The sequence below is a fragment of the Tamlana flava genome (assembly GCF_041287255.1).
In the GTDB taxonomy this organism is placed as follows: domain Bacteria; phylum Bacteroidota; class Bacteroidia; order Flavobacteriales; family Flavobacteriaceae; genus Tamlana; species Tamlana flava.
This window is the reverse complement of sequence record NZ_JBGGTX010000001.1, coordinates 517,845-534,272: the sequence shown is the minus strand read 5'-3', so window position 1 is coordinate 534,272 and position 16,428 is coordinate 517,845. Positions and strand designations below refer to the sequence as shown.

Below are 16,428 nucleotides of genomic sequence, written 5' to 3'. Positions count from 1 at the left end.
AAAATTATTTTACACTAAATGGCTGTTATGTATTTCAATACTGTAAGTTGCTGTGGCGTATTTGTTTGGCGCTAAACTTAAAATACCTTCTTTAGTTTTAAAGTCTTGATTGGTGTTTTCATGGTCAGCAATGCCCAACCAAGGTTCAATGCAAACATAATTGCCATTGGGTTTTGCCCAAATGCCCAAATACGGAAAGTCTTCATAAGAAACCGATAAAAGGGCACCATATTTTTTGCTTTTTAAGGTTACTTTTCTTGATTTTAAATCCTTAAAAATTAAGGCGTCTTCTTCAAACATATCATGTGTTAAAGGCAAAATTTTACTGTTGTTGAAAACGGGTTTCTTTCTGGATGAAATCAAACCGTTTTCCATATTTATAAGGTGTCTTTTGGAGTTTTCGGCGTGTTCAAATTTCAAAAAATAATCGGTGTAATCTTCATCGTCATAAACGGGACATTTAAAAGCAGGATGGCCACCAACGGAGTAATATATGGTTTTGGAATCTTTATTTTTCACGGTTTGGTTAATAATAATGGTGGAATCTTTCAGTGTGTATGACATGTAAAATTCCAACTTAAAGGGATAGATGTTCAAAGTCTTTTCGTTGTACGCAAGTTTTAATGTTAAGCTGTCTTCCGAAAGATTATGCAAAGTAATATCGGTGTTATTTCTAATCAAACCATGTTTTGGTAGTTTATAACTTTGTTTTTCAACTATATAAGTATCGTTTTTTAACGTGCAAATAATAGGGAAAAGGTTGGGTGCATGGCTGCTCCAAACATTTGGGTTGGCATCCCACATAAACTCCGTGTTATACTTTGCAGAAGTTATTTGACACAGTTCTGCACCTGTTTTTTTTACGGCAATTTTTAGGAGGTTGTTTTCTAGTGAGAGCATAAACTTATATTTAATCTTAAAGATACAAAACTTGCGATGTTTTCAGTATTCTTTCTAAATTTACAGCATAAACCAACGGATTGAGAAAAACACACATCCATAAACTGAAAGACGGCCAAGCGTTTAAGAAGAAAGCGCTAATTTGGAGTCAGCAATTTGAGGATGTCGTTTGGTTAGATTCCAATAACTACCATCAGAATCACTCAACTTATGATGCTATTCTTGCCGTTGATGCCTTTACGAGTATTCAGACCGATTTTCATAATGCCTTTGCAAAATTAAAGGAATACCAAACGTATATCAATGATTGGATTTTTGGCTATTTAACTTACGATTTAAAGAACGATATCGAGGCGCTTGAATCCAAGAATTTTGATGGACTTGGCTTTCCAGATTTATTTTTCTTCCAGCCAAAAAAACTCTTTTTATTTAAGGGGAATGAAGTTGAAATACAGTATTTGAATTTTGTTGCCAATGAATTGAATGACGATTTATTGGCCATTAATCAAAGCGTGCAGCTCCAGCGTGGGAAGGTGGCTAGCGACATCAAAATAAAATTACGTATTCATAAAGATGAATATTTCGATAAAGTAAATGCCATTTTGGGGCATATTCGACGGGGGGATATTTACGAGACGAATTTTTGTCAGGAGTTCTATGCCGAGAATACCGTGATAAACGCTTTTGAGACTTACCAGAAACTAAACGATATTTCCAAACCGCCATTTGCTGCGTTTATTAAAACGAAAGACAAATATATATTGTGCTCATCTCCGGAGCGCTATTTGAAAAAGGAAGGTAACACCGTCATTTCTCAGCCTATTAAGGGTACGGCAAAGCGCTCAGATAACCCTGATGAAGATAATAGGTTAAAATTGAATCTTTCGAAAGATAAAAAAGAGAGAAGCGAAAACGTTATGATTGTGGATTTGGTTCGCAACGACCTTTCAAAAACGGCATTGAAAGGCAGTGTGAAGGTTGAGGAATTGTGCAAAATTTATACGTTTGACCAAGTTCACCAGATGATTTCCACGGTTTCATCGGAGGTGGACAGCACGACCCATCCGGTTGATATCATTAAGAGTACATTCCCCATGGGAAGTATGACTGGCGCACCTAAAATTTCGGCAATGAACATTGCGGAGGAACAAGAAGAAACAAAAAGAGGCGTTTATTCCGGAGCCATTGGCTATTTTACCCCAGAAGGGAATTTTGATTTTAATGTGGTTATAAGGAGTATTCTTTACAACCAAACCAAAAAATATGTGTCATATTCCGTTGGTGGTGCTATAACCGTTAAGAGCGACCCGCTTCGGGAATACGAAGAGTGCTTGGTGAAGGCCAAGGCCATGAGAACGGTTTTGGAAAACTAATCCAAATAATTTTTAAAAGACTTTACGGCAATTCCCAAAACACGCTCTACACGCTTGGCTTCAATATTTTTTATTTTGGCAATTTCATCAATGGTCAGTTTGCCAAACACCGATAAATCCACAATATTTGAAACGCCCAATGGTAACCAAGTGTAGATTTTGCCCAATAGTTTTCTGTTATGTGTAGAACTTAAATCCTTTATTTCAAAGGCATCCACTACAGAAGTATTGTTGTCGTCATACAAGAAAAGATGCTTTTGCTTGTTTTCTTGCTTGTAAGAAATATCGTTTAGCTCATCGTTCATGATGAAATCAAAATCTTCATCTACGGTGAACTTTTCATCAAGGGCATCCAGTTCATCGGTTAAAATGGTATGGGTGCTCATAGTGTCTTTATGAAAAGCCTCTTTTCTAAAAAGTTCATCTAGTTCGGCATCAACAATTTTGAAGAGCTTAAGTTTTATAACTCCCGTATCGTTATCCACGTTAAAGCCATTTTCGTAGTATTTGGCAATGGCTTCGTCAATAAAATCATTGGAAGAATACATGTTTTTTGGGATGATGCCCGTAGATTCTGCAATGTACAACCTGTGTTTTACGTAAGCCTGCAAATGTTGGGTTATTGAAACCACCTTTTTGTTGAATGCAACTTGGTTGGCCTTGTCGTTTAATTCTTCTATAGAGCTCATGACAACATGTATTAAAGTTAATATTCTAAAGTTACGAAATTTATGCATCATTTTAAATGATAATTGTCATTTCAAATAGTGGCAGAGGTGTCTTTTAAATGCTCAAAGTTGTATATTTGAAAGCATGTTGAACAAATTAAAGAACCACATTGATAACCAGCTCGGCTTTTTAAAAGAAAGCCGTTTGCTCATTGCTGTTTCTGGTGGAATAGATAGCGTGGTTTTAGCCCATTTGTGCCATAAGTTGAATTTGGATGTGGCTTTGGCACATTGTAATTTCAATTTGCGTGGAAAGGAAAGTGATGCTGATGAAGATTTTGTAGTGGAATTGGCTGACGGTCTAAACTTGGAAGTTTTTGTACAACGTTTTGATACCGAAAAATATGCCAAGGATAATAAGCGTTCCGTTCAAATGGCGGCCCGCGAATTGCGCTATGATTGGTTTGAAGAACTGGCGGAACAATTAAAGTTCGATTACATTTTAACCGCACATCATGCCGATGATAATCTGGAAACCTTTTTAATAAACTTTACACGAGGGACAGGTTTGGAAGGCCTAACAGGAATCCCATCAATTAATGGAAAATTTGTGCGTCCTCTGTTACCATTTTCAAGTCATTATATCCATAAATACGCCAAAGAAAATAAAATAAAGTGGCGTGATGACAGCAGCAATAAATCGGTGAAATATTTGCGTAATAAATTGCGCCACGAGGTAGTGCCTATTTTAAAGGAAATAAACCCGAGTTTACTACAGAGTTTTCAAACTACAATAGATAATTTAAAAGATTCAAAAGATATAATTGAAGATAAGATTTCAGATTTAATTAGAGATGGTGTAATTAAATTAACACCAACTGGTTTTCAAATGGATATTTCTTTGATAAAAAAGCAGTCAAATCCGAAAGCTTATTTGTATAGACTTCTTAATGAGAATGGATTTACTGAATGGGAAAATATAGCTGATTTATTGGATGCCCAGCCAGGCAAATTTATTCAATCAAATGGTTGGCGCTTGATTAAAGACAGAGAATATTTATTGTTGAGTCCCATTATGGAAGAAGACTCTTCTGTCGAAATTTTGGTAGAAGAAGGAGCCAATAAAGCTGAAACGCCTTTTGGAACATTGTTATTGACAGCAACAGATATACCTTCAGATAACACATCAAATATCATTTACGTTGATAAAGACTTACTAAAGTTTCCTTTAGAAATAAGAAAGAAACAAGAAGGCGATGTGTTTTTTCCATTGGGCATGGATGGTAAGAAGAAAAAGCTTAGTAAGTATTTTAAAGATGAAAAGTTCTCTTTGTTGGATAAAGAAAATGCATGGCTGCTCTGTTCTGGCAATAATATTGTTTGGGTTATTGGTAGTCGTGCTGATCATAGATTTAGGTTGACCGAGAACACTAAAAACATTCTAAAAATTGAATTAAACAAGCATTGAAACTAAAAGGCAAGATAGTAGACATACATAACAAACGGATTTTTAAAGGTGAAGTCACTTTTAGAAATGGTAAGGTTTTTTCCATAGAAGAAAAGGAAAATGATGTTGAAAATTACATCATGCCAGGTTTTGTTGATGCTCATATCCACATTGAAAGTTCCATGCTAGTGCCTAGTGAATTTGCTCGCTTGGCAGTAAAACACGGTACTGTGGCGACGGTTTCAGACCCCCATGAAATCGCTAATGTTCTTGGGGTTAAAGGCGTAAATTTCATGATTGAAAATGGAAAGCGGGTACCATTTAAGTTCAATTTTGGTGCACCATCTTGTGTTCCAGCAACCACTTTTGAGTCGGCAGGAGCTACAATTGATTCTAATGCTATTAAAACGCTTCTTGAAAACTCAGATATCAAGTATTTAGCGGAAATGATGAACTACCCAGGTGTTCTTTTTGATGATGCTGAAGTGATGCAAAAAATAAAATGGGCCAAACATTTTGGTAAGCCCATTGATGGCCATGCGCCGGGATTATTGGGTGAGGATATTACAAAATATATCAATGCCGGAATTTCAACCGATCACGAGTGCTTTAACCATGACGAAGCATTGGAAAAGCTCCAAAAAGGCATGAAGATTTTAATCAGAGAAGGTAGCGCCGCCAAAAATTTTGAAGCTCTTATTGGTTTAGCGCCCGAGTATTTTGAAAGCATGATGTTTTGCAGCGATGATAAACACCCAGACGATTTGTTGGTTGGGCATATTAACCAATTATGTGCGAGAGCTATTTCGAAAGGGATTGATGTATATAAAGTATTGCAAATGGCTTGTGTCAACCCTGTTAAGCATTATAATTTGGAGGTTGGTTTGCTGCAAGTTGGAGGTGCAGCCGATTGTATTGTTGTTGAGGATTTGATCCATTTCAATACACTACAAACCTATGTAAATGGCGAATTGGTTTTTGATAATGAGGTATCCAAAATAAAACCGGTTGCTGTTAAAAGTTTAAATAATTTCAATTGCGACAAAAAGGAAGTTTCAGATTTTAAAGTGAAATCAAAGTCCAATAAAATCCGTGTGATTGAAGCTTTGGAAGGACAGTTAGTGACCAACGAAATTGTTCATAAGGCTAAAATTGACAACGGAAATCTTGTATCAAATACAGATAGTGATATTTTGAAAATGACTGTGGTAAATCGTTACCAAAACACAAAACCGGCTATGGCATTTATCAAAAACTTTGGATTAAAGCATGGAGCTATTGCTTCCTCTGTTGGTCATGATTCGCATAACATCATTGCCGTTGGCGTTTCAGATGAAGCCATATGCCAAGCCGTCAATTTAATTATTGAACATAAAGGGGGCATTTGTGTAGTCTCCAATACCGAAGAAAAAATTCTTGCGCTTCCGGTAGCTGGAATAATAAGCGATAAAGATGGAGAAAGCGTTGCCAAAGCTTATGCGGAACTTGACAAAATGGCAAAAATATTGGGCAGTACTCTTCAATCGCCATACATGACTTTGTCTTTTATGGCCTTGCTGGTCATACCATCATTAAAATTGAGTGATAAAGGCCTATTCAACGGAAAAACATTTCAATTTACCTCCTTAGAAGTTTAAGCATGCCCATTGTTGAAAGCACTTATAAACCACCAATTTTCTTCAAAAGAGGCTTCGTTTCCACAGTTTATTCTGGTTTGGTTAGAAAAGTTACTTTAAAGCAAGAACGAGAGCGCATCACCTTGAGCGATGGGGATTTTTTAGACTTGGATTGGAGTTATTCCAAAGAAAAGGGCAATAAACTCATTATTCTTTTACACGGATTGGAAGGCAATGGGCAACGACCCTATATGACGGCACCTGCTAAGCTTTTCAATGAAAACGGTGCTGATGCTGTCTGTGTCAATTTTAGAGGATGTAGTGGCATGGATAACTTGAAATTTAGCAGCTACCATTCTGGTTTTACATGCGATTTGGTTGAGGTAATTTATCATGCCTTTTCCCAAAAAGGCTATTCTGATATTTATTTGAAGGGGATTAGCTTAGGAGCCAATATTATTTTGAAATATTTGGGTGAACGGGATGTTCCAAATGAAGTAAAAGCTGCTATTGCTGTTTCTGTACCGTGTTTTTTGGCAGGTTCGGCCAGAGAATTACATACGTTTAAAAATAAGTTATACCACGATAGATTTTTAAGGCATTTGGTCAAAAAAATTGAATTGAAGCATCAACGATTTCCAAATCAATTAACAGTTTCTGACCTAAAATCTATAAAAACCTTGAACGATTTTGATAATGTTTACACGGCCAAAGCCCATGGATTTAAAAATGCTGACGATTATTATAGCCAGTGCAGTAGTTTGCAATTTCTTCCCAATATCAAAACACCAACTTTGATTATCAATGCGTTGAATGATTCTTTTCTTTCACACGAATGTTACCCAGTGAAAGAAGCAAAGAATAACGCTAACGTATATTTGGAAATGCCAAAGCATGGTGGGCATGCCGGGTTTATTGATAAAAAGAACGTGTATTACAATGAACGCAGAGCATTGGACTTTGTGCTCGGTCTTAAAAAATAGTTAAAAAACTGGAATAAAATAGACTGAGGAATCTTTTTCGTAATTTTAAAGGAAATCCAATTCTGATAAAATTATGGCATTATTCAATTTAAAAATCAACAACAAATCATTTTCTGTAGAAGCCGACCCAGACTCACCAATTTTATGGGTTTTAAGAGACCAACTTAATTTGATGGGCACCAAATATGGATGTGGTATTGGTCAATGTGGCGCATGTACTATCCATGTTGATGGAAATGCATTTCGAAGCTGCATGCTTCAGGTTTCACAAGCTTCTGGAATGAACATCACCACAATTGAAGGCTTGTCCGAGGAAGGTGACCATCCTGTTCAAAAAGCATGGTTGGAACACGATGTACCTCAATGTGGCTATTGCCAAAGTGGACAAATAATGAGTGCGGCAGCACTTTTAAAGCATACGCCAAACCCTACTGATGAAGACATTGACGGAGCTATGCATGGTAATATTTGCAGGTGTGGAACATATACAAGAATTAAACAAGCAATAAAAACGGCATCCAAAATTTAAATCCATAAATCATGACAAAAATAAAAACACAATATAATCGTCGTTCGTTTTTGAAAATCTCTGCAGCCGCGGGTGGAGGGATGCTCATTGGGTTTAATTGGCTTTTAGCATGCAAGCCCGAAGTTAAGGATGAAGTATTAGCGATACCCAATGAATGGTTCGAAATTAATGGATATATAAAAATTGGAGATACAGGATTAGTAACCGTTTATTCCCCTAACCCAGAAATTGGTCAAAATGTAAGAACTTCAATGCCCATGATTGTTGCTGAAGAATTGGATGTTGATTGGAAAAATGTAGTTGTGGAACAAGCTCCTCTAAATATTGGGTTCTATAATAACCAATTTGCAGGAGGAAGCCAATCCATCAGAAGAGGTTGGGATGCCTTGCGCATGGCAGGAGCAACAGGAAGAAGAATGTTGCTGGAAGCAGCTGCAAAGGAATGGCAAGTTTCAGTTGAAGATTTAACAGTGGCGGAAGGAATTATAAAGGAAAAGAATGGAGAAAGAACCATTGGTTATGGTGATATAGCTTCAAAAGCTGTTGGTATTGAAGTTCCCGAGGAAATTGAATTGAAGGACATTAAAGACTTTAAGATAATCGGGCACAGCAAAAAAAATGTTGATGGTTTAAAAATAGTGACCGGAAAATCCGAATTTGGTTTAGATTTTAAAAGAGAAGGCATGAAATTGGCCATGATTGAACATGCACCGGCTTTTGGCATGAAAATCAAGAGTTTCAATGAAGAGGAAATAAAAAGCATGCCAGGTGTGAGCGATGCGTTTGTTATAGATACTTCAATTGATGATTCGGGTAATTCTGACCGACAAGGCTATTACCAACATATTGCCATTGTTGGGGATTCTACGTGGCAGCTTATGAAGGCTAAAAAGGCTTTAAAGGCCAATTGGGAAGTGTTTAGTGAATTGGAAAATTCTGAAACACATATGGCCCGAATGGAAGAAGTTTTGGCGTCAAACAAAGTTGAAATAAACAGAAAGGATGGTGACCCAGGTGCCGCTTTTGGTAAAGCGGCAAAAGTTATTGAACGTACTTACAGTTCTCCGTTTTTGGCTCATAACACGATGGAACCAATGAATTTCTTTGCCCATGTCACTGACGATTCCGTAGAACTAATAGGCCCGACGCAATCTCCAAGAGGCTTGGAAAATGCAGTTTCTAGATTAATTGATTTGCCAATTGAAAACATAGACGTTAATATGACCAGAATTGGAGGTGGGTTTGGTAGGAGGCTTTATGCCGACTTTGGCATTGAAGCTGCGGCTATTTCAAAAAAAATAGGGGCCCCGGTAAAACTTATTTATACTAGAGAAGATGATATGACCAAGGGAGTTTATCGTCCAGCCTATTTATCAACTTATAAGGCCGGTTTGGATGAAAACAACAATTTGATTGCCTTTTCTGTTAAGGGAACCGGCTTGCCATCACCTGCTGTATTTCAAAATCGATTTCCAGCAGGTACTGTAGAGAATTATCAGGCTGCTTCAAAAAGAAGTGACACTAATATTACTACTGGGGCTTGGCGTGCTCCAAGATCACATTTTGCTGCTGCCGCAGAACAGTCGTTTTTAGACGAAGTAGCTGAATTGGCGGGCAAAGACCCTATTGAATTCCGATTAGAGTTGTTTGATCGAGCCATAAAAAAACCTGTTGGGGAGAAAAATGATTATGATGCTGAACGTTATGCCGGTGTGCTAAAATTGGTTAAAGAAAAATCTAACTGGGGTGTAAGTGAGTCCGGTGTGCACAGAGGTGTGGCTGCTTATTTTTGCCATAACTCTTATGTTGCAGAAGTTGTAGATGTTGTTATGGTCGATAATCAACCAAAAGTTAAAAAAGTTTGGTGTGCTGTAGATTGTGGTATTGTTGTAAACCCTGACGCGGCTATAAATATGATTCAAGGCGGTGTTATTGATGGCATTGGTCATGCCATGTACAGCCAGCTGACTTTTGAAAACGGAGCACCTGTTCAAAATAATTTTGATAGATATCAATTAATTCGCCATTCACAGGCACCTGAAGAGATAGAAGTGTTTTTTGTGGAAAATGATATTGCACCAACGGGATTGGGTGAGCCTGGATTGCCACCAGCTGTAGGAGCATTGGCCAATGCGCTTTATCAAGCTACTGGACAGCGCTATTATCACCAACCATTTATATCAAGTCAGAAAGTTTTAGGCTAACAGCTCAGAATTTAATAACAGTTTTTTAATGACACACGAATTTAAAAGCATAGTCCAACAGGCTTCATTGGCGAACAACAAAGGAATTAAAACGGTTTTGGCATCAGTAGTAGATTTGGACGGCTCGTCCTACAGGCGACCAGGTGTGAGGATGCTAGTTTTAGAAAACGGGAATATGGTTGGTGCCGTTAGTGGTGGCTGTGTGGAAAAGGAGGTTTTATTGCAATCTGAATCTGTTTTTAAGACCGGAAATGCCAAAATAATGACTTATGATGGCCGTTATCGCTTGGGCTGTGAGGGTGTACTTTACATATTGTTAGAGTTTTTTCAACCTGATGAGAAATTTACTTCGTTTTTTTTTAATTGTTTAGAAAATCGAGAACCTTTTGAGTTGCTTTCATTCTATAAAAGGGAAGAAGGCATACATCCTAATATAGGTACGCATGTAAAAATTAATGATAAACTGTTCTCGGTTTCTGACAAAGAAATGAAATTAGAAACCGTAAAACTTCCGAAATTTAAACAGACCATGCCACCATGTTTTAAACTGATTATTATTGGTGCGGAACATGACGCCGTCCAGCTTTGTAAATATGGGGCTTTAACCGGATGGGAGATCACCGTTGTTTCAGGTGCATCAGAAACAAAATCCATTGATAATTTTCCAGGAGCTAACCATTTCATTTCCTCATCTCCTGAAAATTTGGATATTAAAAATATAGATAATCAAACAGCGGTAGTTTTAATGACGCATAATTTTGCAAATGATTTGAGATTTTTGGTTGCATTGCAAAATACCAAACCAACTTACATTGGTTTACTTGGCCCAACAAAGCGAAGGGATGATTTAATATCCCAATTTTTAGAATATTGCCCCGATGTCGATTATGGATTTTTAGATAGCATTCATGGGCCTGCAGGTCTTGATATTGGATCTGAAACACCACAAGAAATTGCTGTTTCAATTATTTCAGAGATATTGGCATATTCTCGTCATCGCGCTCCAATTTCTTTAAGTAAAAAAACTGGAAAGATTCACTCAAAATAGTTCAAGCTTGTCGGATACTAATAAAGCAAATATTCCTATAGTTGTTTTAGCGGCTGGAGCATCAAACAGAATGGGAAGGCTGAAACAATTATTAAAATGGGGCGATACAACACTTATGGGACATACTATAAACGCTGCTTTAAATTCTGGAGTAAAAGATGTTTTTGTCGTGCTTGGTGCCCATTACATAACCATTGAGAAAAGTATTGAACAAGAGTCTGTTAAAATTTTGGTAAATGAGGAGTGGAAGCAGGGGTTGGGTTCATCAATTTCCTTTGCTGCAAATTATTTGTTGAAAAGCAATTTAAAAATTGAAGGTGTTCTTTTTATGTTGGCAGATCAACCTACAATAACATTTGATTTTCTCAATGAATTGATTCAAAAATTTGAACCCAATAAAAGTCAAATCATCGCAACGGATTATGAAAATGGAAAGTATGGCGTACCTGTTGTATTCGACCGAATTTATCTAGGGGCATTGTCTAAATTAAAGGGAGATGACGGGGCGAAATTGTTAATTAAAGAGAACCAATCTTTGGTCAGAGCCATAAAACCTTCAAAAAAAAATGTAGATTTAGACACAATTGAAGATTACAACAAGCTTTTAAACAAAACTTTTGAAGAATAAAATGAGCCAATCACCTTCAGAAAAAGCCAAAACTCCTGAACATTTTTCAAATTTAAAAATAACCAAACCAGCAACAGATAGTGCTGGTTTTGGTGGTGTTAAGTCGGCATTTAATCATGTTTCAAAATACATGAATACTGCTGATGCACTTAAATTGTCGGGAAAAATAAACCAAAAAGGAGGTTTTGATTGTCCAGGTTGTGCTTGGCCCGACCCCGATGACGAACGGTCTTCTCTTGGTGAATATTGCGAAAATGGTATAAAGGCTATTGCCGAGGAAGCTCAAAATAAAACCATTGGTGCCGATTTTTTCGCCAAACATTCTGTAGAAGAATTAGCAATTTGGACGGATTTTGAAATTGGTAAATCGGGTAGATTGGCAGAGCCTATGTTTTTGGCAGAAGGGGACACCCATTATAAGCCCATTTCATGGGAAGATGCTTTTAAAAAGGTTGGTAAACATCTAAACGCTTTAACACATCCGGACGAAGCTGTGTTTTATACATCAGGTAGAACAACCAACGAGGCTGCGTTTTTGTACCAACTATTTGTTCGTGAGTTCGGTACGTCCAATTTACCGGATTGCTCCAATATGTGCCATGAGGCTAGCGGTAAGGCTTTATCTGAAACTTTGGGCATTGGAAAGGGTTCAGTAACGTTAGACGATTTATACAACGCGGAAGTCATCATGGTCATTGGTCAGAACCCAGGCACGAATCATCCAAGAATGCTCACGGCTTTAGAAAAATGTAAAAAGAATGGAGGAAAAATTATAGCCATCAATCCACTAGAAGAAGCTGGCCTGATAAGGTTTACCAATCCACAAAATCCATTAAAACTATTAACAGGAGGTGGTACAGCATTAGCCGATGTTCATGTTCCTTTAACTATTAACGGAGATGTTGCATTTATTAAAGCTTTATTGTTAAAACTTTTGGAAAAGGAAGACTCTGCCGGAAATGTCTTTGATAAGGCATTTATTGAAACATACACCCTTGGTTTCGATGCTTTTACTTCAGATTTAAAGACGTATAATTTTGAGGATTGTTTGAAGGCTTCTGGTGTATCCAAGGATATTTTTGAGGCTGTTTTTGACTTGATTTTGAATAACAATAAAATCATTTGTTGTTGGGCTATGGGCTTAACACAACATGAAAATGCAGTTGATAATATTCGCGAATTGGTCAATTTACTGCTGTTGAAAGGAAGTATTGGCAAAGAGGGTGCTGGTACCTGCCCGGTTCGTGGGCATTCCAACGTACAAGGTGATAGAACTGTTGGTATTTGGGAGTCGGCTCCACAGGCTTTTTTAGATAAAATTGAAGTAAAATATGATTTTAAGCCAACGGCTAAACATGGCTATTCTGTCATAGATGCCATTAAGGCCATGTATGAAAAGAAGGCGAGGGTGTTTTTTGGTTTGGGTGGTAATTTCATTTCAGCGGTTCCAGATACTGAATATTCTGCTCAAGCCATGGCAAACTGTAATTTAACGGTACATGTAAGCACAAAACTTAACCGTTCGCATTTAGTAACCGGTAAAGAAGCCCTTATTTTGCCTTGTTTAGGACGAACGGAAATAGATTATCAAAAAACTGGTGTCCAGATACAAAGTGTGGAAAATTCCATGGGTATTGTTTCGTCAACTAAAGGCGTTTTACAACCTTGTTCAAAAGATTTGTTAAGCGAAGTGACCGTAGTCTGTGGTATTGCACAAGCTACTTTAGGTAAACATTCCAAAGTTAAATGGGAAAAATATAAAGATGACTATAATTTGGTTCGCGATGATATTGCTGAGGTAGTTGCTGGTTTTGAGGATTACAATACCAGAATTAAACAACCTGCTGGTTTTTATTTGCCCAATGGAGCACGAGTTAGAACATTCAATACGTCGACCGGAAAAGCAAATTTTTCCATAAATAAATTGCCCCAGTGGAAATTAAAGGAAGATGAATTGATGATGATGACCATACGTAGCCATGACCAATTCAATACGACTATTTATGGTCTAAATGACAGATATCGTGGAATTTTTAATGAACGGCGCATTATTTTTATGAATTTGTATGATATGGCTGAAAGAGGATTGAAAGACCAAACTATTGTAAATCTAAAATCAGAGTTCGATGGCGTAATCCGAACAGCTAATAACTTCAAGGTTGTTGGGTATAATATTCCAAAAGGCTGTTGCGCCACTTACTTTCCAGAAACCAATGTGCTTGTGCCACTTGATAGTTTTGCGCATACAGCCAAAACCCCAGCTTCGAAAAGTGTGAAAATCACGGTTGAAAAAGTTTAATGTTTCCATAAAATCAAATCCTATTCTTTTATTAATAAGCAATTATTTGTATTTCTATTTGAGAAATTGGTAATAATTGGGGTTCTACGTAAAATTATTTAGAAAAAAACATTATAATTAAGTATTAATACTTAGATTTGCTAAATAAATACGTAGATATGCAAAAAATCATTGTAGTTGGAAACGGTATGGTTGGCTACAAATTCTGTGAGAAATTTGTTGAAAAACCTGGAAGTGAAGCGTTTAAGATTATCGTTTTTGGTGAAGAACCACGGCCGGCTTACGATCGTGTTCATTTAAGTGAATTCTTTGAAAATAAGGATGCCAAAGCTTTGGAAATGGCTCCCCGTGAATGGTATGAAGAAAATGGCATTGAATTGATAACTAATGAGCGTATCACAGATATTCATAGATCTTCAAAAAAAATAACCTCCTCAAAGGACATCAATTATAAATATGACTACTTAGTTCTAGCTACGGGTTCGTCTCCTTTTGTTCCTAATATTAAAGGGATTGAGAAAAAAGGCGTTTTTGTTTACCGAACTATAGAGGATCTTCAAGGCATGTTGGATTATGCTGATAAAATTCAACAAGGAAGAACAGATAAAGTAAAAGCTGCTGTTTTGGGTGGTGGCCTTTTAGGTTTGGAAGCTGCAAAGGCTGTGATGGACATGGGGCTTGAGGCCCACGTTGTGGAGTTTGCTCCTAAATTAATGCCGCGCCAATTGGATACTCGCGGTAGTAAAGTGCTCATGGAGAAAATTGAATCTATGGGTATTCATGTGCATTTGTCAAAAGCGACCAACAAGATATTGGGAGATGAAGATGCCATAACTGGTATGGAGTTTGGTGAGTACGACAAGATTGATGTTGAGATGTTAGTTGTTTCAGCTGGTATAAGGCCTAGAGATGAACTGGGTAAAACTTGTGGATTAGAAATGGGCAAACGCGGAGGGATAGTTGTAAACAACAGGATGCAAACATCAGACCCAGAAATTTATGCCATTGGTGAAGTAGCCTTATATAACCAAATGATTTATGGTTTGGTTGCACCAGGTTACGATATGGCAGAGGTTGCCGTAAACCAAATTTTAGGCAAAACAGATGTGTTGATGCAAGAAGATATAGACATGTCTACAAAACTCAAGTTGATTGGAGTTGATGTTGCCAGCTATGGCGAACCGTTTATGCCTGTCGAAAAGGGTTACTCTATAATTTTTGAGAATAAAACCAAAAATTTATATAAACGAATCAATGTTAGTCATGATGGAAAAAAATTACTTGGCGGAATATTAATTGGTGATGCCAGTGATTATAATATGTTCCATCAAATATATTTAAATGGACTGCCAATCCCTGAAGATGCCGAAGAATTAATCATTGGTTCTAGAGGTGAGGGAGGCTCATCTTTTGGCAGTGTGTTGGATATTCCAGATGTAGCTCAGGTATGTTCCTGTGAGAGCGTTACCAAAGGATCTATTTGTTGTTCCATCACTGAGGGTGATTGCACCAATTTAGGGGATGTTGTAGCGAAAACCAAAGCCACAACAGGTTGCGGTGGTTGTAAACCTATGGTAGTTGATTTGGTGAATGAAACCCTAAAATCACTAGGAAAAGAAGTTAAGGAAGTGCTTTGTGAGCATTTCAGCTTTAATCGTCAAGAGCTTTACGATTTAATAAAAGTAAATAAAGTTACCAATTACGAAGAGGCATTGAATTTGTTTGGCGAGGGGCATGGATGCGAGGTTTGTAAGCCAGCTCTAGCTTCTATTTTTGCAACCATAACCATGGAAACCGCAAATAGACAGCCGACTATTCAAGATACCAACGACAGATTTTTAGCAAATATCCAGCGAAACGGCACCTATTCCGTGGTGCCCAGAGTCGCTGGTGGTGAAATTACACCACAGCAATTAATTGTTTTGGGGGAAGTTGCCAAAAAATACGATCTATATACAAAAATTACGGGTGGTCAGCGAATCGATTTGTTTGGAGCGCAAATCCATGAATTGCCATTAATATGGAAAGAATTGATTGATGCAGGTTTTGAAAGTGGCCACGCTTACGGAAAGTCATTACGTACGGTTAAAAGTTGTGTGGGTTCAACATGGTGTCGATATGGTATGCACGAAAGTGTAACTTTCGCTATCGAGATTGAAAACAGGTATAAAGGATTGCGTTCACCACATAAATTAAAAGGTGGTGTTTCGGGCTGTATTAGGGAGTGTGCCGAGGCTAGAGGTAAGGATTTTGGACTCATAGCCGTTGAAGGTGGGTGGAATTTATATGTCTGTGGAAATGGTGGAGCAACACCAAAACATGCCCTTTTGTTTGCGGAACAGTTGGACGATAAAACTGCCATAAAATATTTAGATAGATTTTTAATGTTCTATCTTAGAACCGCAGGACCATTAGTGAGAACCGCTCCGTGGTTGGAAAAGTTGGAAGGTGGCATCGAATATTTAAAACAAGTAGTTATTGAAGATTCTTTGGGTATCGCTGAAGAATTGGAAAAAGAAATGCAAGGCCTTGTAAACAAATATGAGTGTGAATGGAAACAGGCCATTGAAAACCCTGAAATGATGAAGCGATTCAAGCATTTTGTAAACTCAGATGATACCGACGATAACCTTGTATTCGTGCCAATGCGCGACCAAAAAATGCCTAAAGCATGGAGTTAAAAAAGCCTAGCCATGGGTTTGAATTGAAACGATTTTGAAAAAAAATTAAAAG

General features: G+C 37.5%; 12 protein-coding genes. 10 read left to right on the top strand and 2 right to left on the bottom strand.

The annotated features are described in order from the left end of the window. Positions 1–9: 9 nt before the first annotated feature. Complete coding sequence (locus ACB104_RS02195) at positions 10–900, bottom strand: aldose 1-epimerase family protein (RefSeq protein WP_370476642.1); 891 nt, start codon at positions 898–900, stop codon at positions 10–12. An 80-nt stretch (positions 901–980) separates the two neighbouring features. On the opposite strand from ACB104_RS02195, the gene ACB104_RS02190 reads away from it, so the two are divergent. After that, on the top strand, positions 981–2,273 hold the full coding sequence (locus tag ACB104_RS02190; protein ID WP_370476641.1) for an anthranilate synthase component I family protein: 1,293 nt from the start codon (positions 981–983) through the stop codon (positions 2,271–2,273). Here ACB104_RS02190 and ACB104_RS02185 read toward each other — a convergent pair. Further along, complete coding sequence (locus ACB104_RS02185; RefSeq protein WP_370476640.1) at positions 2,270–2,962, bottom strand: hypothetical protein; 693 nt, start codon at positions 2,960–2,962, stop codon at positions 2,270–2,272. The two genes, ACB104_RS02190 and ACB104_RS02185, sit on opposite strands and share 4 nt — an antisense overlap. A gap of 124 nt (positions 2,963–3,086) precedes the next feature. Here ACB104_RS02185 and tilS point away from each other — a divergent pair, with 124 nt between their 5' ends. The 9 genes from tilS to nirB all read left to right on the top strand — a co-directional run bounded on the left by tilS (position 3,087) and on the right by nirB (position 16,376). After that, a complete protein-coding gene (gene tilS, locus ACB104_RS02180) occupies positions 3,087–4,409 on the top strand; it encodes a tRNA lysidine(34) synthetase TilS (protein ID WP_370476639.1) in 1,323 nt (440 codons plus the stop codon). Next, positions 4,406–6,025: an adenine deaminase gene (gene ade / locus ACB104_RS02175; protein ID WP_370476638.1), complete on the top strand. Its 1,620-nt coding sequence runs from the start codon at positions 4,406–4,408 to the stop codon at positions 6,023–6,025. Before tilS ends, ade begins: the two co-directional genes overlap by 4 nt. Before the next feature lie 2 nt (positions 6,026–6,027). After that, positions 6,028–6,987 (top strand): YheT family hydrolase, encoded by a 960-nt coding sequence (locus tag ACB104_RS02170; RefSeq protein ID WP_370476637.1) that lies wholly within the window; start codon positions 6,028–6,030, stop codon positions 6,985–6,987. Positions 6,988–7,060: 73 nt separating this feature from the next. After that, positions 7,061–7,516: a (2Fe-2S)-binding protein gene (locus ACB104_RS02165; protein WP_370476636.1), complete on the top strand. Its 456-nt coding sequence runs from the start codon at positions 7,061–7,063 to the stop codon at positions 7,514–7,516. Between the two features lie 11 nt (positions 7,517–7,527). Next, positions 7,528–9,720, top strand: a complete 2,193-nt coding sequence (locus ACB104_RS02160; protein WP_370476635.1) for a molybdopterin cofactor-binding domain-containing protein — start codon at positions 7,528–7,530, stop codon at positions 9,718–9,720. A gap of 28 nt (positions 9,721–9,748) precedes the next feature. Further along, positions 9,749–10,768, top strand: a complete 1,020-nt coding sequence (locus ACB104_RS02155) for an XdhC family protein (protein WP_370476634.1) — start codon at positions 9,749–9,751, stop codon at positions 10,766–10,768. Between the two features lie 7 nt (positions 10,769–10,775). Continuing rightward, positions 10,776–11,396, top strand: coding sequence for a nucleotidyltransferase family protein (locus tag ACB104_RS02150; RefSeq protein WP_370476633.1), 621 nt, complete (start codon positions 10,776–10,778; stop codon positions 11,394–11,396). A 1-nt stretch (position 11,397) separates the two neighbouring features. Further along, entirely contained in the window at positions 11,398–13,695 is a 2,298-nt protein-coding gene (locus ACB104_RS02145) for an FdhF/YdeP family oxidoreductase (RefSeq protein WP_370476632.1), read from the top strand. A 158-nt stretch (positions 13,696–13,853) separates the two neighbouring features. Continuing rightward, complete coding sequence (gene nirB, locus ACB104_RS02140) at positions 13,854–16,376, top strand: nitrite reductase large subunit NirB (RefSeq protein ID WP_370476631.1); 2,523 nt, start codon at positions 13,854–13,856, stop codon at positions 16,374–16,376. The last annotated feature ends 52 nt before the right edge of the window (positions 16,377–16,428 follow it).